The sequence below is a fragment of the Bacillus sp. IT-79MI2 genome (assembly GCF_949768135.1).
In the GTDB taxonomy this organism is placed as follows: Bacteria; Bacillota; Bacilli; order Bacillales; family Bacillaceae_G; genus Bacillus_A; species Bacillus_A pseudomycoides.
The window spans coordinates 90400-115023 of sequence record NZ_CATKPV010000046.1 but is presented as its reverse complement, the minus strand read 5'-3'; the positions used below and the strand labels follow the sequence as shown (position 1 = coordinate 115023).

Annotated in this window: 21 protein-coding genes, 2 pseudogenes and 1 other annotated feature; of the genes and pseudogenes, 11 read left to right on the top strand and 12 right to left on the bottom strand. The window is 35.4% G+C overall.

Annotation, left to right across the window (positions count from 1 at the left end; all coding sequences use genetic code 11):
• Positions 1 to 107 precede the first annotated feature (107 nt).
• The 3 genes and pseudogenes from ACM6HU_RS04745 to msrA all read left to right on the top strand — a co-directional run bounded on the left by ACM6HU_RS04745 (position 108) and on the right by msrA (position 1849).
• Positions 108 to 524, top strand: a complete 417-nt coding sequence (locus tag ACM6HU_RS04745; RefSeq protein WP_016114374.1) for a DUF1259 domain-containing protein — start codon at positions 108 to 110, stop codon at positions 522 to 524.
• A 593-nt stretch (positions 525 to 1117) separates the two neighbouring features.
• Positions 1118 to 1222 (top strand): annotated as a pseudogene (locus tag ACM6HU_RS04740) (SDR family oxidoreductase); the annotation flags it as partial.
• Positions 1223 to 1312: 90 nt separating this feature from the next.
• A complete protein-coding gene (msrA, locus tag ACM6HU_RS04735; RefSeq protein WP_016114373.1) occupies positions 1313 to 1849 on the top strand; it encodes a peptide-methionine (S)-S-oxide reductase MsrA in 537 nt (178 codons plus the stop codon).
• A gap of 186 nt (positions 1850 to 2035) precedes the next feature.
• Here msrA and speB read toward each other — a convergent pair whose 3' ends face one another.
• A complete protein-coding gene (speB, locus tag ACM6HU_RS04730) occupies positions 2036 to 2980 on the bottom strand; it encodes an agmatinase (protein ID WP_414848017.1) in 945 nt (314 codons plus the stop codon).
• A 518-nt stretch (positions 2981 to 3498) separates the two neighbouring features.
• Between speB and ACM6HU_RS04725 the strand changes: the two genes are divergently transcribed.
• Positions 3499 to 4575 carry an N-acetylmuramoyl-L-alanine amidase family protein gene (locus ACM6HU_RS04725; RefSeq protein ID WP_414848016.1) on the top strand — a complete coding sequence of 359 codons (1077 nt, stop codon included), beginning with the start codon at positions 3499 to 3501 and terminating at the stop codon, positions 4573 to 4575.
• Between the two features lie 157 nt (positions 4576 to 4732).
• Here ACM6HU_RS04725 and ACM6HU_RS04720 read toward each other — a convergent pair whose 3' ends face one another.
• Together ACM6HU_RS04720 and ACM6HU_RS04715 are read right to left on the bottom strand one after the other, a co-directional pair.
• Positions 4733 to 5371 (bottom strand): FusB/FusC family EF-G-binding protein, encoded by a 639-nt coding sequence (locus tag ACM6HU_RS04720; RefSeq protein WP_016114369.1) that lies wholly within the window; start codon positions 5369 to 5371, stop codon positions 4733 to 4735.
• Between the two features lie 142 nt (positions 5372 to 5513).
• Positions 5514 to 5777: a CD3324 family protein gene (locus tag ACM6HU_RS04715; RefSeq protein ID WP_016114368.1), complete on the bottom strand. Its 264-nt coding sequence runs from the start codon at positions 5775 to 5777 to the stop codon at positions 5514 to 5516.
• Positions 5778 to 6117: 340 nt separating this feature from the next.
• Between ACM6HU_RS04715 and ACM6HU_RS04710 the strand changes: the two are divergent.
• Positions 6118 to 6381 (top strand): annotated as a pseudogene (locus ACM6HU_RS04710) (polysaccharide deacetylase); the annotation flags it as partial.
• A gap of 51 nt (positions 6382 to 6432) precedes the next feature.
• Here the strand turns inward: ACM6HU_RS04710 and ACM6HU_RS04705 are convergent.
• A complete protein-coding gene (locus tag ACM6HU_RS04705; RefSeq protein ID WP_016114366.1) occupies positions 6433 to 7770 on the bottom strand; it encodes a sodium-dependent transporter in 1338 nt (445 codons plus the stop codon).
• A 303-nt stretch (positions 7771 to 8073) separates the two neighbouring features.
• Positions 8074 to 8297, bottom strand: a binding site (T-box leader).
• Between the two features lie 230 nt (positions 8298 to 8527).
• Between ACM6HU_RS04705 and ACM6HU_RS04700 the strand changes: the two genes are divergently transcribed.
• Positions 8528 to 10162 (top strand): polysaccharide biosynthesis protein, encoded by a 1635-nt coding sequence (locus ACM6HU_RS04700; protein WP_016114365.1) that lies wholly within the window; start codon positions 8528 to 8530, stop codon positions 10160 to 10162.
• Between the two features lie 50 nt (positions 10163 to 10212).
• Here the strand turns inward: ACM6HU_RS04700 and cysK are convergent, their stop codons facing one another.
• The 5 genes from cysK to ACM6HU_RS04675 form a co-directional block, all read right to left on the bottom strand.
• Entirely contained in the window at positions 10213 to 11130 is a 918-nt protein-coding gene (gene cysK / locus ACM6HU_RS04695; RefSeq protein ID WP_016114364.1) for a cysteine synthase A, read from the bottom strand.
• Between the two features lie 15 nt (positions 11131 to 11145).
• Entirely contained in the window at positions 11146 to 12354 is a 1209-nt protein-coding gene (locus ACM6HU_RS04690) for an MFS transporter (protein WP_016114363.1), read from the bottom strand.
• Between the two features lie 361 nt (positions 12355 to 12715).
• A complete protein-coding gene (locus ACM6HU_RS04685; protein ID WP_077295108.1) occupies positions 12716 to 14278 on the bottom strand; it encodes a Vga family ABC-F type ribosomal protection protein in 1563 nt (520 codons plus the stop codon).
• A 330-nt stretch (positions 14279 to 14608) separates the two neighbouring features.
• Positions 14609 to 15868, bottom strand: coding sequence for a GTPase HflX (gene hflX / locus ACM6HU_RS04680; protein WP_016114361.1), 1260 nt, complete (start codon positions 15866 to 15868; stop codon positions 14609 to 14611).
• 549 nt (positions 15869 to 16417) lie between these two features.
• A complete protein-coding gene (locus ACM6HU_RS04675; protein WP_077295106.1) occupies positions 16418 to 17212 on the bottom strand; it encodes a polyphosphate kinase 2 family protein in 795 nt (264 codons plus the stop codon).
• A gap of 114 nt (positions 17213 to 17326) precedes the next feature.
• On the opposite strand from ACM6HU_RS04675, the gene ACM6HU_RS04670 reads away from it, so the two are divergent.
• Positions 17327 to 18148 (top strand): YwqG family protein, encoded by an 822-nt coding sequence (locus ACM6HU_RS04670; protein ID WP_016114359.1) that lies wholly within the window; start codon positions 17327 to 17329, stop codon positions 18146 to 18148.
• 559 nt (positions 18149 to 18707) lie between these two features.
• Here the strand turns inward: ACM6HU_RS04670 and ACM6HU_RS04665 are convergent.
• Positions 18708 to 19181 carry a MarR family winged helix-turn-helix transcriptional regulator gene (locus ACM6HU_RS04665; RefSeq protein ID WP_016114358.1) on the bottom strand — a complete coding sequence of 158 codons (474 nt, stop codon included), beginning with the start codon at positions 19179 to 19181 and terminating at the stop codon, positions 18708 to 18710.
• Between the two features lie 153 nt (positions 19182 to 19334).
• On the opposite strand from ACM6HU_RS04665, the gene ACM6HU_RS04660 reads away from it, so the two are divergent.
• From ACM6HU_RS04660 to ACM6HU_RS04645, 4 genes are all read left to right on the top strand, one after another.
• Complete coding sequence (locus ACM6HU_RS04660; RefSeq protein WP_016114357.1) at positions 19335 to 19919, top strand: DUF3238 domain-containing protein; 585 nt, start codon at positions 19335 to 19337, stop codon at positions 19917 to 19919.
• A 129-nt stretch (positions 19920 to 20048) separates the two neighbouring features.
• Positions 20049 to 20633 carry a DUF3238 domain-containing protein gene (locus ACM6HU_RS04655; RefSeq protein WP_016114356.1) on the top strand — a complete coding sequence of 195 codons (585 nt, stop codon included), beginning with the start codon at positions 20049 to 20051 and terminating at the stop codon, positions 20631 to 20633.
• 74 nt (positions 20634 to 20707) lie between these two features.
• Entirely contained in the window at positions 20708 to 21334 is a 627-nt protein-coding gene (locus ACM6HU_RS04650) for an FMN-dependent NADH-azoreductase (protein ID WP_016114355.1), read from the top strand.
• A gap of 163 nt (positions 21335 to 21497) precedes the next feature.
• Positions 21498 to 22628 (top strand): MFS transporter, encoded by a 1131-nt coding sequence (locus tag ACM6HU_RS04645; RefSeq protein ID WP_077295104.1) that lies wholly within the window; start codon positions 21498 to 21500, stop codon positions 22626 to 22628.
• Positions 22629 to 22730: 102 nt separating this feature from the next.
• Here ACM6HU_RS04645 and ACM6HU_RS04640 read toward each other — a convergent pair whose 3' ends face one another.
• Positions 22731 to 22859: a hypothetical protein gene (locus ACM6HU_RS04640; protein ID WP_016114353.1), complete on the bottom strand. Its 129-nt coding sequence runs from the start codon at positions 22857 to 22859 to the stop codon at positions 22731 to 22733.
• 388 nt (positions 22860 to 23247) lie between these two features.
• Entirely contained in the window at positions 23248 to 24531 is a 1284-nt protein-coding gene (locus tag ACM6HU_RS04635; RefSeq protein WP_414848015.1) for an MFS transporter, read from the bottom strand.
• Between the last annotated feature and the right edge of the window lie 93 nt (positions 24532 to 24624).

Below are 24624 nucleotides of genomic sequence, written 5' to 3'. Positions count from 1 at the left end.
AAAATCTGCATGAGCCTATCGCATGAACTATACGATAATATAAGATAAATCTTTTTTATCTTATAACTCTAAATACATCATTTTGTACGATAAAGGGGAGTAGATCCATGAATGACTTAAATATTCTTTGCGGACAATTTGCTACAATTCTTAAAGGAAAAAGTAAAATAAATCAAAATGGTTGTTCGGTATCTTTACGTCGCAATTTTAATGTTCTTGTTCAAGGAAAGCTGAGTGGCTATGTAATACCTGTAGGAGTAAGTTTTGAATCTTTGGATCAAAGTGGAAATGCTTTAAATTTAGGAGAAATTGCTGTTTTGCAAGAAGAAATCCCTTCATTTATGCGTTCAATTGTGCAACAGGGAATTATTGTTAGTGCTTTACACAACCATTGGTTATATACGAGTCCATTAATCATGTACATTCATCTCCAATCAGTGGAGCCCCCATTACATTTTGCGAAAAAATTAGCAAATTCTTTTTCAGCCTTAAGTAGTTATCCGGTTGCTGACACCGAGAGTTAATGTTAGACGAATCATGTGTATTTACTTTTACTAATAATGTGCAATTATACCAAAATAATCATTAAAATAAGATCCATTTTACTACAACTCTTATCATTTGAATGAATATATAAAAGCTAAAAGAGAACTCACCGTTCTTTTGCGACTGTTACCTCTTATCATCAAAAGTCCAATTTTTATAGGGAGTAAGAGTTTTCTTTGCCTACTTATTTTTAGGGTCAAGCTATTCGTACAATTATTGGCTGATAGGAAGTTTTCAGGTACTTCACCGTTTATACTCCAAATAAAAATTTGCTACTGAATCTAACCGTACACCTACCCTAACCTTCTGTTCTTGCATCTTTTTTAGATCCTAGGAGATATAGCTCAATTCAACTTATGAAAATTCATCGCATTCCAATATAATGAATTTTCACGCTATTTGCAATAGCCTGAAATATGAATCGTTGTTCTTTAATGCGCCTCCATAATGATTCAGATTCATCATTAAGTCATTTGTATAGCCAGCTTAAATTCATTGTGAGGAATACAAAAATGTTCACACTGTCTACAATCCCTTTAACTTTCTTTACAGTAACCTAAGAAGTGAGCAAGGTGAAATAGAGGACATTGCAGATACTGCTGCATTTCTTGCTTCCCCTGATAGCCGTTGGATTACCGGTCAATTGATTGATGCGAGCGGTGGTTCTTGTCTATAAAAAACATATAGTTTCAAATCTTTTTTATTGCGCAATAAAACAATTTATATAATACTAGATAAAACATATCTATTTAGGAGGATTACAGCAATGACAGAAAAAACATACGAACTCGCAACCTTTGCAGGTGGCTGCTTTTGGTGCATGGTAAAACCATTTGACGAACTTCCTGGTATTCAAAAAGTTGTTTCAGGCTATGCTGGTGGTCATATCGAAAATCCAACATACGAACAAGTGAAATCAGGAACATCTGGACATTTAGAAGTTGTTCAAATTACATTCGATCCCTCTATTTTTCCTTATCAAAAATTGCTAGATTTATATTGGCCACAAATTGATCCGACTGATGACGGTGGACAATTTTTTGACCGTGGGCCATCCTATCGCACAGCAATTTTTTATCATAATGAAAGCCAAAAAGAACTAGCTAAGAAATCAAAGCTAGCAATAGCAGAAAGCGGTATGTTTAAGGGTCCAATCGTGACGGAAATTCGTCCAGCTGCTCCTTTTTACGAAGCGGAAGAATATCATCAACATTTTTACAAAAAAAATCCTGAGAAATATGCTCAGGAACGTAAAGAGTCCGGTCGTGAAGATTTTATTGAAGAAAATTGGAAAAAGAATTAATCATATCTCTCACTACCTTTTCAATAATTTGAACAGGTAGTGTTTTTTTATTACCTGACATCTTGCTATGGTTAACTTTTATTATCTTTTAAAAATTCCTGCTTCATGAACAACGAGAATACTTTAGGTCAATGAGAAGATCTTCTCATTGACCTTTTTTATTTTCCAATATAATAAATCATTTCTCTACTTATTCGCTGCATTTTTCAACTGTAATGCAATCAAACTAGCAAAATCATGTACTAGTGTCGCAGCTAATAAAGAAGTAATTTGAGCTTGATCATATGGCGGTAACACTTCCACTAAATCGAAACCAATATAATTAAAACCACTTAATGAACGCACCATATTTAATGTCTCACGACTGTTAAATCCCCCAACTTCTAATGTCCCTGTACCAGGCGCACAAGATGGATCTACAAAATCAATATCAAACGTTAAGAAACACGGTGTATCGCCAATCGTTGTTCGCATTTGCTCAAGGACACTTTCAAAACCACGATTACATAATTCTGCTGTTGTAATAACGTTATATCCTAAGTCATTGCTAGCTTCTATATCACCAGGATGATTCAATGTTCCACGAATTCCAATTTGAAATACTTTGTCTGGCTGTAGTAACCCTTCTTCATGTGCACGTATAAACGGCGAACCGTGCCAATATTTTTCCTCATAATATGTATCCCATGTATCTGTGTGCGAATCGAAATGAATCATTGCCACAGGTCCATGAACTTTCGCTGCCGCACGAAGGCTTGCTAATGTAACAGAATGATCCCCTCCAAGACCTATTGGAATGATTCCTTGCTGCATTAACCCAAAAACGGCTTCCTCTGTTAAATCATAGCTGCGATGAATATTATGTGGAATCACAGAAACATCACCAATATCAATCGCATTTGTGTCATCAAACGGATAAACATGATGAATCGGATGATATGGAAACAAAGTCATCGATGCTTGACGGATTGCTTGTGGAGCAAAACGCGCACCAACGCGAAAAGAAGCAGCAGTATCAAAAGGCATCCCTAAAATAGCCACTTTTGCTTGCTCATTACTTGAAGGTAATCTCATAAATGTACCTGTCGTACAAAATTCCGGTTTTACATCTGGTGTTAGTGGATATTTCATTTCTCATTTCCCCTTTTCAAACATAATTTTTTGCACCCGAAAGAAACTTTTTTTATATGAATGTTTTTTTATTAAAGTGCAAAAATCATGCCATATAGAAAATGATTCGTTACCCTCTATTCACTCTTTTTCTGTCTATGCATAATTGAATAGCTTATTCTAATCAACATACAAAGTATGAAAAATAGTTTTTATTAAAAGGCAAGAAATTTCATAAATCACTTATTAAAAGAGTGCGTTTATAAAATGGCACACATGATATAATAGGCGTTTTTATTTTACATATATAATTGTAATTGGTGCGGTCTATTCAAGGGATGATAATGATTCAAGAAATAAAGTAAGTTACTTAAATTGGAAACCCACTTAATTTATGACAAAAAAGCAAATTAAATTTCAATAAATCAAAAAACATTACATTTATATTACAAGACACATTGATTATTTCAATATTACAGAATATAATTCTTTTGTGAAAATAAAAACTAAAATTATTCATTATTTGGGGGATATGGAAAATGAAGAAATCTATTTTACCAATTTTAATGGCTGCAATGTTTGTAGTTCCTACAGTTTCTCATGCAGAAGAAAATGTAGTTGTTCAAAATCATACATATGCAATTGAGCAAGGTGAAGTAAATGGGGCTATGGTTCCACATTGGTCAAAATATGGAGGTTCTTGGTATTACTTTAATGAAGATGGTAATACAGCTAAATATTGGAAAAAGATCAACGGCACTTGGTATTTCTTTGGTAAAGATGGAATTATGGTTACAGACTTGAAAACTATTAATAAAAAAACATATTATTTTAATGATAATGGAGCTATGATGACAGGTTGGAAACAATTTAATGGACCTGTGTCTTATAACGGAAAATGGCGTTATTTTAATGAAGATGGCTCCATGGTTAAAGATTGGAAAAATATTAAAGGCACTTGGTATTACTTCGATGAAGAAGGATTCATGGCCACAGATAAAAAAACGATTATAGGACAAACATTTTACTTTAATGATAATGGCAACATGGTGACAGGTTGGAAACACTTTGGTGGTTCCGACGGCTGGCATTACTACAATGAAGATGGTTCCATGGCTATAGGGGAAAAATTGATTAATGATAAAGGGTATTATTTTAATGATAATGGGACTATGGTGACAGGTTGGCGTGAGATTACTAGTGGGCCCTATAAAGGCACTTGGTATTACTATAATGAAGATGGTTCCATGGCTACAGCATGGAAAAATATAAAAGGGACTTGGTATTTCTTTTATGGAGATGGGACTATGGCTACAGGCTGGTTACCAGCAGGCGATACTTGGTACTATCTAAATGCAAATGGTTCTATGGCTACTGGCTGGTTAAAAGAAGGATCTACTTGGTATTATCTAAATACAAATGGTTCTATGGCTACTGGCTGGTTAAAAGAAGGATCTACTTGGTATTATCTAAATACAAATGGTTCTGTGGCTACTGGCTGGTTAAAAGAAGGATCTACTTGGTATTATCTAAATACAAATGGTTCCATGGCTACTAGCTACCTGTTCATTGATGGAAAGTGGTATCGCTTTGCAGATAATGGCGTTATGATCTAAGTGAATTTCAATGGGTAGAGATTTACATCTCCTACCTATTGAAAAGTATCCCTAGACCTGTTCCCTCTATTCTTTAGGGAACAGGTCATTTTTGTTTTCTTGAACTCACATACAATTATAGTGATGAATGTAGTTTAGTACGATCTTTTGCAATAATTTATTTCCTCAATCTCTCAATAAAGTCATGTAATTTATCAAGTGAAGTCATATTCTGATTACACACTATACTATCTTTGCAAATATAGTTTCCTTTCTTAACAAAGGTACCTGGTACATCACCTTTTATTTCAACTAAAAACATCCCTACTTCTTCATGACCGTGGCATAATGAGCAAATGCCCTTTTTATTTATACTTTGGAATGTGCCTTGCAAGCCAACAAACTTATTTTTAGCCTTTGCTACAATAAACTTTCTGCCCGTTCCTTTATCAATCCAACCTAAATACGACATTTCTTTCATATTTATTTCTTCTATTTCAGGAAGCTTCAATTTTTTAGCTTTAGGAAATATTTTTTTTAACGCTTGTGGTGTAATTTCCTGAAACGGAATAACATATGGATTTAACTGAAGTAAAAACGCTTCTGCGTTCTCTCTATTTTCAACTGCCAAAATCGTATCGATTATTTTTTTTTGTTCATCAGTAAGATTTTCAAAAACATGTAACACTTTTTCTATTGCAAGAGACTTCAGCGCAGCAATAACACCTCTATCGTTTGCTGTTGCGTGTCCATGCGCTAGAATATGAGTTTGTGATTTTATAAAATTATATTGATCACTTCTAATAAATGCTTCCATTATTATCACTCCATACAAATTGTTGATCTCTTTTTATTGTATACAATACACTTATTTTATAAAATGTCGAAAACGATTCATAAACAAAGTATACACAAAAAGCACTGATTATTTCTAATTGAATAATCAGTGCTTTTCATTATTATTTTGAATACACGATTTTTTTTATCGTTTCCGTAGAAAGAAAGTATTCCTCTGCTAATCGATGAATGGTAGTTCCACTTTTAAAAGCATGTTTAATGTCTCTATTCCGTGCATCAAGTTGCTTTCTTCCGCCAGATCGTGCACCCCATTTATAATGTTTAGTTTCTTGTTTTGGAATGTAAATTGTTTCACCTTGTACATACTTTTGAATTTCTGCAATTAAGCTTTCTGGTAAAACAGTCGCTGCCTTTACGTATTTCATTTCTGCTCGCCCCTTATTTTTTATAGTTCATTTCAATAAGGTGCAAAGCCAAATATAAAAGAAATGATACGAGCTCATTTTGGCGATTGAATATTACTTGTCTACCTCACGCAAAGTATCGCCATTTCCATACTTGGCTTTGCATGAGACGCTGCAGTGTCTGGCAATTGTATTGTAATCGCCATATCAACACCTCCTAATATACCTTTTGATTCAACTTTATTATATGATAAATTTTCCTCACTTGCATCCCACTACTTTTTAAAATTAAAAATAATGTGAGGGCGCTTTATGAACAAAAGAATCATTACATCATTGATTATACTAACCACTCTTCCTACTCTTTGGAACTTATAAATTAATGAATTCACGAACGTATCAACTATTTGGTAAATTAACAAATCGAGTAGAAACAAATCAAAAAGTCTTCGCCCTAACCTTTGATGATGGTCCTACAAAAAATGTAGAACCTGGATCTATCATTTTATTACATTCCATGTATGACGATTCTGATAATTCCTTAAAGACCATTGAAGGCATTTTAGATTCTTTATCTAAAAAAGGCTATCAATTTGTTACAGTAAACGAATTGCAGAAAAGATAATTCTATAATTAAAAGGCTCTAGCATAACGTTATGCTAGAGCCTTTTGTACTTTAAATCACTCCAATTACATTTAAAAATACGGTAATAATTGCAATTGGCGCTATATAGCGAAGTAAGAACAACCATAATACAAATAATTTATAGCCTTTATTTTTACTTACACCCAGTTCTTTCATTAATACATCTTTCTTCATTTTTAACGGCACGAAGATTGCAACTAATAATACACCAAGCGGCATAAGAACGTTACTTACTGCAAAGTCTGCTAAATCAAACACTGTTTTTCCAAAGAGCTTCACATCACTTAATACACCATATGATAGTGCCGATGGAATTCCAACAACAAAGATTAGTAATCCAACAATCAATGCCATTTTTTCACGTTTTCCCTTTCCTTTTTTTGTTAAGGAAGCAACACTAATCTCTAACATAGAAATTGCAGATGTTACAGTAGCAAAAAAGAATAGTAATAAGAAAATAATGAAAAATAGTTTTCCAAATGCCATTTTACTGAAGATAGCCGGTAATACAATAAATAGTAATCCCGGTCCTTGAGATGGCTCCATTCCAAATGCAAATACAACCGGGAAAATTGCAAGTCCCGCAAGTAATGTAATAACAAGTGTTAAACCAACAATAGAAAATGCTGAACGCGGTAAATTTTCTTCTTTCGGCAAGTACGAGCTATACGTTACCATTACTGCCACACCGACAGATAATGAGAAGAACGATTGCCCCATCGCATATAAAACAACCTCAGACGTTACATGCGAAAAATCAGGTTGTAAGAAGAAACGTACCCCTTCTCCCGCTCCATCTAATGTAAGCGCACGAACAATTAACACAAAGAACAAAACGAATAGTGCTGGCATAAAGTATTTATTTACTTTTTCAACACCATTTTGCACGCCTTTACTTACGATAAAAATAGTAATAAGAATAAATAATAGCTGTGATCCAACTGCTAAATATGGATTGGAAATGATTTCACCAAATGTTGCTTCGTATGCACCATTTCCTTCCCATAGTCTACCTGTAATTGCATTCCATAAATATAATAAAATCCAACCTCCTACAACACTGTAGAAAGAAAGCAATATGAAACATGTTACAATCCCTAACTTACCAACCCACGGCCATAATGTTTTAGGAGCGATCTCTCTATACGCATCAACAGCCTCTTTTTGCGTACTTCTTCCGATTGAAAATTCTGCCAATAATAAAGGTAAACCAATCAGTAAAGTAAAACCAATGAATATTAGGAAGAAGGCACCGCCCCCTCCAATACCGGCCATATACGGAAACTTCCAAATTGCGCCAAGGCCAATTGCTGAACCTGCTGCAGCTAAAACGAAACCTAATTTCGATGTCCATTGCTGTGAATTCATCTTTCTATCTCCTCTCTTCTTCTATTTTTTCTTGTTATTACATTTCATACTTACTCGTATTGTTCTATCCTCTTCCCTTTCTAATACAACCACTTCCCTTCAGAAACAAAAAATCGCCCCTACAGTAACGTAGGGACGATAAAAATATCGCGGTACCACCCTAGTTGTGAAGAATACTAAGAAACTGCCGAAATAAAAAAAGCCCCTACGAAAACGTAGGGACGATAAAATATCGCGGTACCACCCTAGTTATGAAGATACAACTAAAATAACCCCTAAATAAAAAACGTCCCTACGTAAAAACGTAGGGACGATATATATCGCGGTACCACCCTAGTTGTGAAAAAATTCTTCACCACTTTATTTGATAACGGTATATACTACCGTCTTTCATTTCTTCACAATGTGAGATTTATGAAAGATGCTCCAGGACGAACTTCATGAATAATCTATATACTGATTCGCACCAACCATCAGCTCTCTGTCATAGGGAGATTTTCACTACTTTACCCTTTCATTGCCCAACTATATGTTTTCCGAATTGATTACTATCATTTTTATCATACAATAAAAAGAGTGTCAACTGATTTTTTTGAATTTTTATGTATTAATTTGCTATTTGTTGCTATAAAAATTCAAAATATGACTTTTTGATGAATACTATTGCACGACTTATGGTTTATGCTTTATAAAATCCACTGACAGGTTTATAGTAGTATAGGATGATTGTAACAGAGCACGAGTAGGAGGAAAGGTTTTGTCTACTTCAAAAGTTTTAAAAGGTACAGCTTTACTAAGCGGTGCCACAATGATTTCGCGTATTTTAGGCTTTATATACTTCTTTCCCTTTCAACTATTAGTTGGTGAACAAGGGGTTGCTTTATATGCGTATGCATATTCTTGGTATGGCATCTTGCTTAGCTTTTCAACAGCCGGCATTCCAATTGCTGTATCGAAATTTGTCGCTAAATATAATGCATTAGGTGACTATAACACAAGTAAGAAACTGTATAATTCTAGTGTGAAAATCATGCTGCTTATGGGTTTCGCTGGATTTTTAATCTTATTTATCGGAGCACCTTACGTATCGCAGTTTATTATTCGTTCCAAAACACCTGATCCGGGGTTTATCGCTGATGTAACACTTACAATGCGAGCATTAAGTTTTGCGCTCATTATTGTTCCAGCAATGAGTGTAACACGTGGATATTTCCAAGGATTCCAACATATGAAGCCAAGTGCTGTTTCTCAAGTTGTGGAACAAATTGCACGTGTCATTTTCATTTTAGTAGGTAGTTTTATCGTTTCAAAATTACTAGGTGGTTCCGTTGCTTCTTCTGTTGCAGTCGCTACATTCGGAGCTGTTATTGGAGCAATTGCCAGCGTTTCAATTTTAATCATGTATTGGAAAAAATATAATCATTTAAAACCACCTGCAGGCGAACTAAAAACAAGGGCTTCAAACGTTTCATTAAAAAGCATTTATATGGAGCTACTTCGTTACGCAATCCCTATTGTTTTTGTAGGGATCGCTATTCCACTTTATACTTTAGTGGATCAATATACAGTTGCTGATGCACTAAGAGCAATTGGAACACCGCTTGAAACTGCGAATGCGATTTTCGCTTATATAACGAACTATGCTCAAAAATTAATTATGATTCCCGCTTCGCTCGCAACTGGATTTTCACTTACGATTATTCCAGCGATAACAAAATCATTTACAAGCGGGAAACTAGAAGAATTACAAGAACAAATTACAAAGATTTTCCAGTTGTTATTATTCTTCACAATCCCTGCTGCATTCGGACTCGCTAGCATCGCATATGACGCATTCCGAATGGTATATATGAGTCCTGATACCGCTTTAGGCGGGTCTCAATATTTAATTTCTTATGCACCATCAGCAGTATTAAGTGCGATTTTCACTGTTTCAGCAGCCATTTTACAAGGCATTGATTATCAGCGAAAAACAATGATTGCATTCTCAGTTGGTATTCTCGTAAAAATCTTAGTGAATACGCCACTTCTATATCTATTAGGTGGGCATGGAGCAGTACTTGGAACAATTCTTGGATATCTCGTTTCTGATATCATTATGCTATATTGCATCGTCAAATTTGCGAAGTTTGATATTGCAGAAACAGCTAAAACAGTATTTCTTATTACAATTTACTCCGCAGCAATGTCCGCTGTCGTAATAGGATTAAAAACGATTATCGGATGGCTAATCCCTGGACAACCTTATATCGAATCATTGCTAATCGTTATTATTTGCGGCGTGGTTGGAGGAATTGTCTATCTTACTTTCGTATTAACAAGTGGCCTAGCATCACATATTCTTGGTGATCGGATTGGTCGTTTACCTATATTAAAAAAATTAGTAAAATAAAACAAAGAAGAGATTGTATATGATACATACAATCTCTTTTATTATGTTTCTTATTCAAACAATCCCATACTTAAATAACGCTCTCCCGTATCAGGTGCAATACATAACACTTTCTTACCAGCACCTAATTGTTTTGCTATCGTGATTGCAGCATAGACCGAGGCACCTGAAGATGGTCCTACTAATATCCCCTCTTGTTTTGCTAGATTTCTCATTGTACTAAGCGCTTCTTCATCCGCAATTTGAATAATTTCATTATATATTTCCGTATTTAAGTTTTTCGGAATAAACCCTGGGCTTGTTCCAACCAGTTTATGAGGACCCGGCACACCACCAGATAAAACAGGAGATCCTTTCGGTTCAACTACTGCAATATATAAATTTGGTAGTTTCTCTTTCAATGTTTCCCCTGTGCCAGTAATGGTTCCACCAGTTCCGGCAGTTGCTACAAATGCATCTAACTTTCCATCCATTTGTTCATAAATTTCAAGAGCTGTTGTATAGCGATGAACATTCGGGTTTGCTGGATTTTCAAACTGCTGCGGAATAAAGCTATTTGATATTTGTTTTTGTAATTCTACTGCCTTCGCAATTGCTCCTGGCATTCTTTGTTCTGCAGGTGTCAAAACAACTTCTGCTCCATATGCCTTAAGCAAGTTAATCCGTTCTTTTGACATATTATCCGGCATAATTAAAATCGCTTTGTATCCTTTAGCAGCTGCGTTCATCGCTAAACCAATCCCTGTATTTCCACTTGTTGGTTCAATAATCGTATCACCTGGCTTAATGAGACCTTTCTCTTCCGCCATATGAATTAAATTATACGCCGCTCGGTCTTTCACACTACGAGATGGATTAAACATTTCCAATTTCACATACACATCTGCCGCATCTTCTGGAACGAATCGCGATAACCGTAAGACAGGTGTATCTCCAATTAATTCTGTAACATTTTGACATAGTTTCATAGCGCAGCCCCTATTCTATCGTGTTTTTCGATCGCTTGGTAGTAACCATGACGTAAGTCCAATTAATGGTAAACAACTACATAATACCATAATAAATTGCAGACTATACACGTCTGCTAATTTCCCAAGAACAACGGCACCTAATGCTCCAAGGCCAAACGCAAGACCGACAATTAATCCTGACACCATTCCAACTTTTCCCGGAACAAGCTCCTGCGCATACACAACAATAACACTAAAGCTACTGGAACTAATAAAACCGATACATAAAAATAACGGCACAACCCACGCTAGAGAAACATGTGGTAATAAAAGTGCAAGCGGCGCAGAACCTATCATTGAAAATACGATAATATTTTTCTTACCAAATCGATCTGCTAATGGCCCGCCAAAGAATGTACCCAGTACCCCAGCAATCATAAAAGCAAATACAAAGTACTGTGCATTTCTAATAGACAAACCATAATGCTCGATTAAATAAAACTGATAGAAGTTCCCAATGCCAGCTCCATACCAAGAACGAACAAAGGTTAAGAAAACAAGAAGAACAATTACAAACTTAATACGTTTACTAACAATTGCATTCTCCGCCTCAAGTGCAGCTCGTTTCTTTCTTCGCATCGCACCATTTACTAACTCTTTTTTATACCAATTTGAAACAAAAATTAATAACACAATACCTACCGCTGCAAAAGCCGTGAATCCAAGTGATCCAATTTGCCCAAGCGGAACAAAAATTAGTGCTGTAAAAATTGGTGCAAGAGAATTCCCTGTATTTCCTCCTACTTGATAAATTGACTGCGCTAACCCTCGCTTTGCACCAGCTGCCATATACGCAACACGTGCGCCTTCAGGATGAAAGACTGCTGATCCTAATCCGATAAATAAAACTGAAATAATAACGATAATAAAGTTTGGTGCGAACGCAAGTCCAATCATCCCAAGCATACTCGAAAACATACCGAGCGGTAATAAAAATGGAGATGGTTTCTTATCTGAATACATCCCAAACACCGGCTGCATAATCGATGACGTCATATTTAACGCGAATGCAATCCATCCTACCTGCATATAAGACAAATTCATCGACTTTTCCAAAATAGGAAACAGCGCCGGTACAACAGCTTGCATCGAGTCATTTAAAAAATGACCGAAACTAATCGCAAATAAAATACGATATATCGTTGGTGAAGCTATTTTATTTTCCTTTGAAACTGCCTGCATAATTCACTCTCTCCTTCCCTAAAAAACAGAAAATGTAACTAATTAACATTACAACTTACTGTAATAATTTCTGATTTTTAAAACATTTTCTATTCTATACTGGTTTTATTTCTTTTTCCAGCAACACAACTTCGATTTCACCTATATACATAAATCATTAAATTTATATATTTTTATAACGTTGAATGGAAGGAGTTTTCTTTAGATTATTTTATATCAGCAAAGATGAAGAGAGAGACAAACAAGATTGTTGCACTCTTAAGTTCTATCCGCATGTTAGCAAAAACAAAAGACAGCACCTAGCTCAAAAAAAGTACATCACTCCATTAGTCGTGATGTACTTTTTTCTAATCAACTTTAATTATAATTCTCGTTTTTCTTTTAAAAGTTTTTGAAATTCTATTTCTAATTCTTCGGACGGTTCAATACTTAAGCGACTTAGCACTTCCGATATTTTTGTTTCAAGTAAAAGAAGCTTATCTTCTTTCGTATCTCGCGTCTTTCCCACTTGATTGAGTTTATATTGCTGATAGTTCCCTTCAAATAATTCAATCTTTTGATTACGAATTGTTAAAATTCGCGTAGCAATATTTTCGATAAACCGGCGATCATGCGAGACAAAAATTACACTCCCTTCATATTCTTTTAGAAGAGACTCTAACGCTTCAACAGCTTCCATATCAAGAAAGTTCGTCGGCTCATCTAACACTAAAGTATTAATATCACTTAAAAATAGCTTTGTCAGCGCTACTTTCACTCGCTCACCGCCACTTAAAACCCCTACCCACTTATAGACATCATCTCTGAAAAAATGCATTCTCGCAAGAACTGTTCGAATCAGTGTTTCATCCTGTTTTGAAGAGGATTGGACATTCTCGATAATTGATTTCTCTGTATCTAATATGTTTAAATTTTGACTAAAATATCCAATTTTAACAGCCGGTGAAAGCTTAATACCATACTCTTGGTTCATGATTTTTTTTACAAATGTCGTTTTCCCACTTCCATTTGAACCGATAATCGCTAATTTATCACCGCCTCGAATGTGAAAACTTGTTTTGCTCCAAAGCACACGTTCCCCAACTTTACCTGTTACACCATCTACACGAAGAATAATCCGGTTTTTAAACGTTTCTGCATTTGGCAAATTCATCTTAATTGGCGAAAGCTCTTTTACTTTTTCTACCTTTTCAAGCTTTTCTAATCTCGTTTCAATGGCCGTTGCTGTTTTTTGTAGCTTCTTTTGCTTTTTGGCAAAGTATGGCTTTGCTCCTGTAATTCTCGCTTCGGATTTACTTACCTTTTTTGGCGCCTTTGTTGCTCTTTCCGCTTTTTTCTCCTTTAACTTCAATGCTTCTTCCAACTGCCTTTTCTTTTTCTCATACTTTTCATACGCTAATTGTTCTTGATTGAGCTCTACTTCTTTTTGTTTTACATAATCGCTATAGTTGCCTGTATACTCTTTTATCTTTCCTTCATCCAATTCCCATATCGTTGTACAAAGAGCATCTAAAAATGCACGATCATGTGAAATAATGATAAATGCTCCTTGCCACATATTTAGCTTCTTCTCCAACCATTCGATATGTTCTGTATCGAGGTTTGTGGTCGGTTCATCTGCAAGTAAAAGCTCTGGATCTTTCAGAAGAGCTTTTTGGATATATTCTTGCGTCACTTCACCACCGCTTTTTGTTGTATCTGTTCGTTTAAGCTGCGGTAAAAGTTCACACCCAGTATGTTGAATAACGCTCCCTTCTTCTGGAGAAATTTTTCCAGCTAACATTTGGAATAACGTTGTTTTCCCACTTCCATTTCTACCAACTAATCCAATTCGAGCATTTTTATGGATTTGCAATTGATCCACATCTAGTAATAAACCATCCTGTACATAGTACTTTATATGATTAGCTTCTAATAAAAACATAGTAACATCTCCTTTTATCCAATGTAGGAGACAAAAAATGCCCCCTATATCCATTCAGAATAGGAGGCATAAATCATTTATAGGTGTACCCCAAAAGAGACTACCCCTTTTAGATCCAACTATAGAAGTCCCATCCTATTCTGAAAAACGCAAATTGAAGACATCACAAATAACAGAGTAATGATCTGCTAAAAATAACCTTCAATTGTTTGCTTTCGTAAATAGGATTAGTACTTCATGTAATTGGTTCACCCTTCCGTTCTTTCAATTTCATTAACGCTATTTTTAGTATAGCTAGAAATTTCAAATAAAATCAATATCTTTTTCATTTTAAATAACAAAACGCTTATATTTTTCAAAATCACTCGTCTTACATTCAAGTGAAATTTTCGTACCTTCATTTTCATAACTCGTAGATGTAACATGTGCATAATCATTGAAATAAGAAACAACTTGCCCTTGGTCATAAGGAATTAACATCTCACACTTTGTATACTCTTTGTAAATGTGAGAACGAATCATTTCTACAAGTTCTTCAATCCCAATTTGTTGTTTTGCAGACAGATATACTCGGTCCTCCTGGGTTTTCGGAATTTCAACATCCATCATATCTGATTTATTATATGCGTAAATGGTCGCGATATTTTCAACACCAATTTTCTTTAGTGTTTGGTTTGTAATCTCAATTAATTGTTCATAATTTGGATTTGCATAATCGACCACATGAATCAATAAATCTGCCTCCGCTACTTCTTCTAATGTAGAACGGAATGCCTTTACAAGATGATGTGGCAACTTGCTTACAAAACCAACTGTATCTGTTAATAAAAACGATTTATTATCTGGAAGTTCAATATTTCGCACTGACGTTTCCAACGTCGCAAATAGCATATCCTTTTCGAATACTTGTTTCTCAGTCGAACCGTTAAAGATCTCAAGCATCGTATTCATAATCGTTGATTTACCAGCATTTGTATATCCCACTAATGAAACAACAGGGATTTCATTTTTCTTACGCTGTTTACGCTGTGTTTGTCGCTGCGCAACAAGCGCTTCTAGCTCTTTATTTAATACTGCAATCTGTTCTTCAATTTTACGACGATCGAGCTCTAATTTCTTCTCACCAACACCTTTGTTTTTCGTACCAACGCCGCCGCTCTGTCTTCCTAAAGATTCACGAAGACCAATTAAACGTGGCATCATATATTGCAGGTGCGCTACTTCAACTTGCAACTGTGCTTCTTTCGTCTTAGCACGCTGCGCAAAAATATCTAAAATTAAAATGGTACGATCAATGACCTTACAATCTAAGTCAGCTTCTAAATTTCGAATTTGCGAAGGTGATAACTCATCATTAAAAATAACCATATTCGCATCTGCTTCCTTCACAAAAGCAGAAACTTCTTCAATTTTCCCTTTTCCGATATAATGCGATGGATTCACGCGATGTAAATTTTGCACAACTTGCCCTACAACTTCCACATCACACGCTTCCGCAAGGTTTGTTAACTCCTCCATTGAATATTCAAAATCACTTTCATTATTTAAATTCACTCCGACTAATATTGCTTTTTGTACTAGTTCTTCCATATATTCATTCCTCCATTTCGATTACGTAAAATTAAAAAACACAGGTCACTGCCTGTGTTTTTCGTAAACGGATGAGAGTGCGACAAATAAACAAAAGAAAGCATAGCTTTCAAATTGTTACATGGCCAATACGTCACAAATGATATACGTATCCCTAAAAAACATACACATATATCACATCATTCTATTATAAAGGCAAAACAAAAAGAGGGCGTATTCGTCCCTCCCTCTTTTCACATATCAGTTCAATAAAGGGTTCCTTTAAAATAGGCAGACCAATCCCGTTCACTCTGCACACAGACAGAGCCTTTGAGCGCTATTCAATTATCGGCACAAAGTATTGAGACGTAATCTGATTAAAATCAAAGGAGACCCCTCCGTTCATTAAAAGTTACATAAAGCTTAGCATAATTATACTGGTTTCACAAGAATAAACTTCAATTATGGGCATAAACAAATTCATTAATTTTCGATAATATTCTTCATTTTTTGCATACACTTCTTATGATGAATAACGTTCAATCCCTTGGAAATTTAATACATTATATCTTACACACGTTCGCTTTCCTCTTGCATGTTCTCTTTCATTTCATGATAGTATGATGGCAATTCGATTCCATGCTCCACAAAATAATCTTCAATTAATGAAATGATTACTTTCAATGTTTTCACACGTGCATATAATTTATCGTTACTGGCGATAATATTCCATCTTGCATTCGGTTTATCTGTTTTCTCAAACATTTCTTCGATTGCCTCGACATATTCATCCCACTTTTCACGATTGCGCCAATCTTCATCTGTAATTTTCCATCTCTTCAAAGGATTTTTCTCACGATCTTTAAATCGTGCCAGCTGCTCATCTTTACTAATATGATAGAAGAATTTTGCTACTATGTAATGATCATCTGTTAATCGTTTTTCAAAATCATTGATTTCATCATATGCTCTCGTCCATTCTTCCTTTGTAGCAAATCCCTCTACACGCTCTACCAATACACGACCATACCAAGAGCGATCAAAAATTGTGATTTGACCATACTGAGGAATTTTCCGCCAGAAGCGTTGCAAATAATGGTAACGTTTTTCATGAGAAGCAGGCGCACCAATTGGATTTACTTGAAATCCACGCGGATCCAGATGCTCAGTAATTCGTTTAATTGCCCCTCCTTTTCCAGCCGCATCCCAACCTTCCATCGCCATAATAACGGCTATTTTTTCTTTTTGTAAAATTTGCTGCAACGCTAATAAGCGCCTTTGATACTTTTCAAGCTTCTTATTATACTTTGATTTTGATTCCATTCTTTTCGTTAAATCTACCTGAGCAAGACGATCTTTTGTCATAAAATAATCCCCCTTTTCCTACACTAACGCTATTTTAACATAATTTTCAATATTTTTGATTATTTCCAGAAAATACAAACAAGTTGTTGTACAATAAGAATGGGGTGATACATTATGAAACAAACACTACAAAATGTGCTCGGAAAATATAGTGCCATGCATCTAGAAAAACATATTTTAAATTCTCTTGAGCCAACAATTCAAATTCGTCTACGTAAAGGATCTGATGAGCAAATAGCAATAGGAACGTCCAAATTAGGGGGTTTTCCAGATTTACCTGATGAATTAAAGATTCCAACATACAACGACATACCGCTACACTTTATTGGACAACTGAATTTAGAAGAAGTACAACCTTATCACAAAGGAAACCCACTGCCTACGAAGGGCATGCTGTATTTCTTTTATGACGCAGAAGAACAACCGTGGGGATTTGACCCGAGGGATATGGGAGGACACTGCGTTCTGTACACGAAAAATATAGAAAACCTAAAGCGACGAGAACTTCAAACAGAAGTGTTCCCTCCTTCCATCATTTCCTTTCAAGAAACATGGACATTAGCAAAAGAAAAAATCGAAAAAACAGGTTTATCAAATGATGATGAATGGGATCTTTATAAAGAAATAGAAGATTTATATCTCGATGGACTGCATCATTTACTCGGCTCCGCACAAGCTATTCAATCAGAAGAAATGGCGGAAGAGTGTCATCTTGTTACAAACGGAATCTCTTTAGGAAATGGGTATCCTTCAGATAAAGAGATAAAACATTTGCCTGGCAGTCCTCAAGATTGGATGTTACTGTTACAACTTGATACTAACGATGAGTCTGGAATGTACTGGGGAGACACTGGCTTATTGTATTTCTGGATCAAAAAAGAAGATTTATTGCGAAGAAACTTTCAAAATACATGGCTGATTTTGCAATGTTGTTAAATCAACCATGCATTTACAACATATCCCTCTCCTCTGTTCCTATACATTGCTGTAATTGGTATAAAGCGAAAGAGAATAGAAAAAACGGCTAACTTTTTCTATAAAGTTGGCCTAGTCATTATAATTCAAACTCCGCTATACGAAGAAATATGGTAACTGCTTGTGAACTCCTTTGCCCCTTAGTTTTTGCATCATATTGTCCACATGATTACGGACATGCCTTTTTGTTATTAAATAATTCATCTATAGTATCAAGATACCCCTCCGCCTCCTTGGCAGTGGAAAGATTGAAATATTTATATAGACCCAAAATTTGTTTGGATCTATAAAGACTAATCATAAATTCTCTAATATATACTCTTCACTAAAATACAAAGAAGCTACCCAATAATCAAAATGGGCAGTCTTCCTTATTTCACTTCTTCCATTCCATCCAATGATTCCTGAAACAAAAATTTTGTGCACATTCGATAGAAAAGCACCTACTTTTATCATTTAGGGGATTATCTGTTTCCTAAGTTAATGGGTGTTTAGTTGGTCATCTTTGTAAACTCTACGTTTACCAAACAGGTCTTAACCTCGATGATGATTTACCTTCATTTGCTTCATAAACTAATTTTGTTAAATCCTCTTTGAGCATTTGCATTCGTTCAGCGCCTATGTTTTCAATCCAACGTTGTTCAATTTCAGTTAGTATCTTCTCTTTTGCTTGCACTACTAGCCAACCTTTTTCTGTCAAAACAATAATTTTCCCTCTCTTATCAGTTGGATGCGCTTTGCGCATTACATAACCACTTTTCTCAAGATAATCCACCATTTTACTCACAGCTTGCTTTGTAATTCCTAAATATTCGGCTAGTTCTATACCTGTCGCTCCATTAGGAGTGATGCATTTAAACATAAAACCATGTACAGGTCTAATGTCTCCAAATCCCAATTCACTCAATTTGTCATGTAGTTCATTGATTGATGCGCTAAAGGATAATGACAAAAGTGACGTAAGATCCAATTCACTAAATACTTGATGACTCATACATAAAACCTCCTTAAACAAAGTCAATCAGGTTGACTACATCTAATTTCTATTGTACTATATGGAATATAGTCAATCAAATTGACTATATTTAGTTATAAGAGATATAAGGGATTCAACGAAACAAAAATTAATAAATTATGGAGGTTTCTCATGGCTAACATCGTGAAAATTAGAGGAAGTGTCTTTGCCCCGTATGCTTGGTTGGAACCTATTAAAGATCCTACAACAGGAAAACTTTTTGAATATACTGGTGATGCACGTGAATTTACACCTTATGCTGTAAACACAATGCGGTCGAGATTAGAGCAAGAAGTGATTATTGATTTTTATAAAAAAGAAATTTTTTCACATGCAAATGCTTGTATCGTAACTGTGAAAATTACAAATCCAGATGGTTCTATCGAGTATAAAAAAGGGAAAACAAGCACAGAAAATATTGTATGCACTAATGTTGTGTGGGGTACTGATGAAGTTTCTTTTAAAATGAGTGCAAGTGCCAGCAATCCTTTAAATACAGCAGCACCTGCAGCTGACTATGTATTAACTATACACGTTAACAAAAGTGGGGTTGCACATATTGAGGGTGCACATGATGGGTTCCCCTGCTATGAATTTTATAAACAAACAGATTTTGATCCATTTGAATTAATATATACACATGATTTCAGAAAAACTGGTGACACTCCAGCAGCGCTAGCTGGGGAAATGGAATACAGTTTTAAAACGACAATCTAGATATAAATACTGAATAGAAGTTTACAAGCAGCAAAAATATTTATACGAAAGAAATTGCGATCTGTTTTGCTCAATGGGTCAATATTATTATTATCCAAAATAAAATTAAGAATTGCAGAGGTGTGTCTCATGACTAATATCGTTAAAGTTAGAGCAAGTGTATTTATTCCAATGTCTTGGACTGAACCTAAGAAGGATACTCAAACAGGAAACGTGATTCAATTCGAAGGTGACTCACGTGAATTTACACCATATGCTGTAAACGCTATGCGTTCCAGAATTGAACAAGAAATAGTTATAGATTTTTATAAAAAAGAAATTTTCACATATGCGAATACCGGCATAACAACAGAAAGAATCACAACTCCTGATGGTTCCGTTAATAAGAGAACAGGAAAAGCTAGTACGGAAAATATTTTGTGCACTGATGTTGTATGGGGGTCAAATGACGTCAAATTTAAAATGAGTGCAAGTGCTAGCAATCCATTAAATGTATATGCACCTCCTGTTGACTATCTATTAACTGTACATGTCCAAAAAGATGGTACTGTCGATATTGAAGGTGCACATGATGGATTTCCTTGTTATGAATTTTATAAGCAAGTAAATTTTGGTCAGTTTGAGAAAATTCATACACATGACTTCAGAGAAACTGGTGATACAGCTGAAGCTCTAGGTGGAGACATGGAGTATAGTTTTAAAAAGATATTATAAAGAACAATATAATACCCTTTTTATTAAATAAATATATAACAACATAAGAGAGTGAGTAACAGGAGGAATAGAGAATGACAACAGTTTTATTTGTAAAAGCAAACAATCGTCCAGCAAACCAAGCAGTTAGTGTGAAATTATATGAGGCTTTTTTAGCAAGCTACAAAGAATCACATCCAAATGATACAGTGGTAGAGCTTGATTTATACAAGGAAGAATTACCATATGTAGGTGTAGATATGATTAACGGTACATTTAAGGCTAGTAGAGGATTTGATTTAACAGCAGAAGAAGCAAAGGCTGTATCTGTTGCTGATAAATATTTAGATCAATTCCTTGCAGCTGATAAAGTTGTATTTGGTTTCCCGTTATGGAATTTAACAATTCCGGCTGTACTACACACATATATTGATTACTTAAACCGCGCGGGCAAAACATTTAAATATACGCCAGAAGGTCCAGTAGGTCTTATTGGAAATAAGAAAATTGCATTATTAAACGCAAGCGGCGGTGTATATTCTAAAGGTCCAAAAGCTGAAATGGAAATGGCTGTTAAATATGTAGCAAGTATGATGAGCTTCTTCGGTGTAAAAGATATGGAGAAAGTCGTGATTGAAGGCCACAACCAATTCCCTGATAAAACAGAAGAAATTATTGCTGCAGGGCTTGAAAAGGCTGTTAAAGTAGCAAGTACGTTTTAATTAACAAAACACTTGGCACTCAATATGGCAGTACCAACACTTCTATAGCGGTGGTACTGCTTTTTTATTTGCTTATCTCGTTACTTTTGGGCAGTAAAAACCCAATTGATGCGAGCTTTCCATTCTCAACTTATTAAACGATAGAAAGCAGGATTACATTACAATGGAACGTTTATGGACAAAAAGCTATATAATGCTGACAATTACAGCATTATTACTATTTAGTGGTTTTTATTTACTAATGCCAACATTGCCTATGTTTATTAAACAATTAGGTGGAAGTGAATCTCAAGTTGGATTTATTATTGGAGTGTTTACAATATCAGCAGTCATTTTTCGTCCTATTGTTGGAGGATTAATGGATCGATATGGCAGGCGGGTATTTATAATAAGTGGACTACTATTTTTTGCAATGACAATGTATTTTTATGATTGGGTAACAGGAATTGTATTTTTAGTTGTATTACGTATCTTACATGGAATCGGTTGGGCAATTGCTACAACCTCGATAGGAACGGCTGTGACTGATGTTATTCCACAATCTCGTCGCGGAGAAGGAATGGGATGGTATGGACTTGCAATGACTTTAGGCATGGCTTTAGGACCAATATTAGGTCTTTGGGTAGCAAAATCATTTTCATTTCATTATCTATTTCTTCTATGTACAGCATTAGCAATTATTGCATTCATACTTGCACTTGGCACAAAAGTCCCAGTAGTTCAACATACATCAAAAAAACCAATATCATTTTTTGAAAAAACCGTTTTACCAATCGCTATTGTTACATTTTTCCTATCCTTTACTTTTGGTGGCATTACAACATTTTTACCACTGTTTGCGGCGAAAATTCAAGTTAATGTTGGTACTTTCTTCTTAGTTTATGCTGTTACACTTATAGTAATTAGACCACTTGCGGGAAAGATATCCGATAAACATGGAGAAGGAGTCATTATTGTTCCTGCGCTTTTTATACTGATAGTCGCACTATTAGTCCTAACAATGACAAATGGGCTTATCGGACTAGTTATTACAGCTATTTTGTACGGAATTGGATTTGGATCGGCACAACCTGCTCTTCAAGTAGCAACTATACGATTAGCTCCACCAGAGAAAAGAGGAGTGGCAAACGCTACATTTTTTACTGCTTTTGATTTAGGGATTGGTTTAGGAGCTATTCTTCTAGGATTTGTTTCACAGCTCATGGGATATCAAATGATATTTATTGTTTGTGCTGTATCGGGACTTATTAGTTTGTTAATTTTTATTTTGTTTGTAAAAAAGACACTAAAATAATTATAAAATTTACGAAAAAACTGACTACCTGTTCCCTATAGAATACAGAGAACAGGTAGCCAGTTTTTTCTGATATACGCCCCATTTTAAGTGTTTACTTCATTAAACAAGAGACTTTGTATCTTTTCGCTTTATAAAATATGATTCTAAAGCTTGTAAAAACGCTTCCTCTACCTTGAGTGTTCCGTATGTTTCATTTCCAAGTTTAAGTGGGGATGCTTTCCTTGTCATGTAACATCACCTCACTCCAATATATGCAAAAACACTTTATGGACTAACCTATTTTCCAAAAACAGCATTAATTTAATTACATCAGTAAAAGTTTTCTATACTATATATTTACTCAGTAAAATATACCGAATTGAACTTTATCGAATCGTATTCATTTGCAAACACTACACATCACATTACTAATATGATTGCAGACAAGCCTTCTACTAAAATACACCTTTTATCAGCGGAGGGCTTCAGCCTCTACTAAGCTATTAAAAGAAGATATACCTCTTACAATTTTATGAGATTCATTTTATGCAGTAACTTCTTTGATTTCTTCTAGCAACTATCTATCCATCTCTTTTTCTCTGTCAGTACAAATCAATCTGCAAAACTTTCAGGACTTCTATTTTATGTCATGCTCTTCACCTTTTCGAGACCAAATCACAACAGGAACGAGCAACAAGGCTAAAGCCCCTCCAGCTAATGATAATGCCGTATAGCTTGCATTAGCTACCACCATGCCTGACATTGCTCCCCCAGAAGCTCCTGCCAGCGCAATAAAAACATCTACTTTCCCTTGTGTCTTTGCACGCGTTAAAGGTTCTGCTGCATCAACAATTTGAGCAGTCCCACTTATTAATCCAAGGTTCCATCCTAAACCAAGTAAAGAAAGAGCAATGATCAGGAGAATTAAAGAATCGCTCGGTGCAATGGCAGCTACCACTCCCGCACTAAGTAGTATAACTCCGGAAGCAATACTCATTGCCATTCTACCAATCTTATCAACAAGAATTCCTGTAACGAGTGATGGAAGGTACATTGCTCCTACATGAAATCCAATAACAAGGCCCACTTCATTTAATCCATGCCCATGGCGTTCCATATGTACTGGAGTCATAGTCATAATCGCAACCATAACAATTTGAGTAAGTATCATAACAATTGCCCCGACTGTAACGCCTCTTGTATTTTCTATTGATTTCTTAGTTATCACATGCCCTTTATTTGTCTGTTCCTGTTTATATGTTTCTATCATGTTCGCTATCATTAATGGATCTGGACGAAGCATAACGAACAGTACGAGACCTGCTAACAAAAACGCAGCTGCTGATAATATGAATGGACCAGCAAGTTTAGGAATACCAATAGAGAGAGCGAAATTCCCCATTACACCCACCAAATTGGGTCCTGCTACCGCACCAAAAGTCGTCATAACCATTGTAATACTAATCGCAGTTGCCCTTTGCTTCTTATTTGCTAAATCTGTACCAGCATAACGAGCTTGTAAATTTGTGGCTGTGCCTGCACCATATATGAGTAAGGAAGCAAGTAAGAGAATAATACTATTTGTTAAAGCTGCGATTACGACACCAATAGCACCAAGCCCACCTACCATAAACCCTGTTGCAAGCCCAATCCGGCGCCCATAACGTTGAGACAGCCTTCCTACTATTAAAGCTGCTCCTGCAGATCCCATTGTAAACATGGCTGCTGGCAATCCTGCGAATACATCTGTTCCAAGCATTTGCTGTGCAAGAAGTGCACCTACAGTAATACCAGCAGCTAACCCTGCGCCACCAAACATTTGTGAAATACTTACGATTACTAACGTTCGTTTATATAACTTTTGTTGTTCTTCTGCTGTATACATATGATTCCTTATTGAACCATCAGCTTTATCGAGCATTTTCTCACCTTCTTTATGAAAGATTTTCCTTTTTTAAATGTACTATGTTTAATGTTTCCTATTCAATAACATTTTCATCTGTTCTCTTAGTTC

Excerpts from the sequence above, each read along its gene's own strand:
- ACM6HU_RS04745 (WP_016114374.1), top strand. The coding sequence starts at position 108 with ATGAATGACTTAAATATTCTTTGCGGACAATTTGCTACAATTCTTAAA.
- msrA (WP_016114373.1), top strand. The coding sequence starts at position 1,313 with ATGACAGAAAAAACATACGAACTCGCAACCTTTGCAGGTGGCTGCTTT.
- speB (WP_414848017.1), bottom strand. The coding sequence starts at position 2,980 with ATGAAATATCCACTAACACCAGATGTAAAACCGGAATTTTGTACGACA.
- ACM6HU_RS04725 (WP_414848016.1), top strand. The coding sequence starts at position 3,499 with ATGAAGAAATCTATTTTACCAATTTTAATGGCTGCAATGTTTGTAGTT.
- ACM6HU_RS04720 (WP_016114369.1), bottom strand. The coding sequence starts at position 5,371 with ATGGAAGCATTTATTAGAAGTGATCAATATAATTTTATAAAATCACAA.
- ACM6HU_RS04715 (WP_016114368.1), bottom strand. The coding sequence starts at position 5,777 with ATGAAATACGTAAAGGCAGCGACTGTTTTACCAGAAAGCTTAATTGCA.
- ACM6HU_RS04705 (WP_016114366.1), bottom strand. The coding sequence starts at position 7,770 with ATGAATTCACAGCAATGGACATCGAAATTAGGTTTCGTTTTAGCTGCA.
- cysK (WP_016114364.1), bottom strand. The coding sequence starts at position 11,130 with ATGAAACTATGTCAAAATGTTACAGAATTAATTGGAGATACACCTGTC.
- ACM6HU_RS04690 (WP_016114363.1), bottom strand. The coding sequence starts at position 12,354 with ATGCAGGCAGTTTCAAAGGAAAATAAAATAGCTTCACCAACGATATAT.
- ACM6HU_RS04685 (WP_077295108.1), bottom strand. The coding sequence starts at position 14,278 with ATGTTTTTATTAGAAGCTAATCATATAAAGTACTATGTACAGGATGGT.
- hflX (WP_016114361.1), bottom strand. The coding sequence starts at position 15,868 with ATGGAAGAACTAGTACAAAAAGCAATATTAGTCGGAGTGAATTTAAAT.
- ACM6HU_RS04675 (WP_077295106.1), bottom strand. The coding sequence starts at position 17,212 with ATGACAAAAGATCGTCTTGCTCAGGTAGATTTAACGAAAAGAATGGAA.
- ACM6HU_RS04670 (WP_016114359.1), top strand. The coding sequence starts at position 17,327 with ATGAAACAAACACTACAAAATGTGCTCGGAAAATATAGTGCCATGCAT.
- ACM6HU_RS04665 (WP_016114358.1), bottom strand. The coding sequence starts at position 19,181 with ATGAGTCATCAAGTATTTAGTGAATTGGATCTTACGTCACTTTTGTCA.
- ACM6HU_RS04660 (WP_016114357.1), top strand. The coding sequence starts at position 19,335 with ATGGCTAACATCGTGAAAATTAGAGGAAGTGTCTTTGCCCCGTATGCT.
- ACM6HU_RS04655 (WP_016114356.1), top strand. The coding sequence starts at position 20,049 with ATGACTAATATCGTTAAAGTTAGAGCAAGTGTATTTATTCCAATGTCT.
- ACM6HU_RS04650 (WP_016114355.1), top strand. The coding sequence starts at position 20,708 with ATGACAACAGTTTTATTTGTAAAAGCAAACAATCGTCCAGCAAACCAA.
- ACM6HU_RS04645 (WP_077295104.1), top strand. The coding sequence starts at position 21,498 with ATGGAACGTTTATGGACAAAAAGCTATATAATGCTGACAATTACAGCA.
- ACM6HU_RS04640 (WP_016114353.1), bottom strand. The coding sequence starts at position 22,859 with ATGACAAGGAAAGCATCCCCACTTAAACTTGGAAATGAAACATACGGA.
- ACM6HU_RS04635 (WP_414848015.1), bottom strand. The coding sequence starts at position 24,531 with ATGCTCGATAAAGCTGATGGTTCAATAAGGAATCATATGTATACAGCA.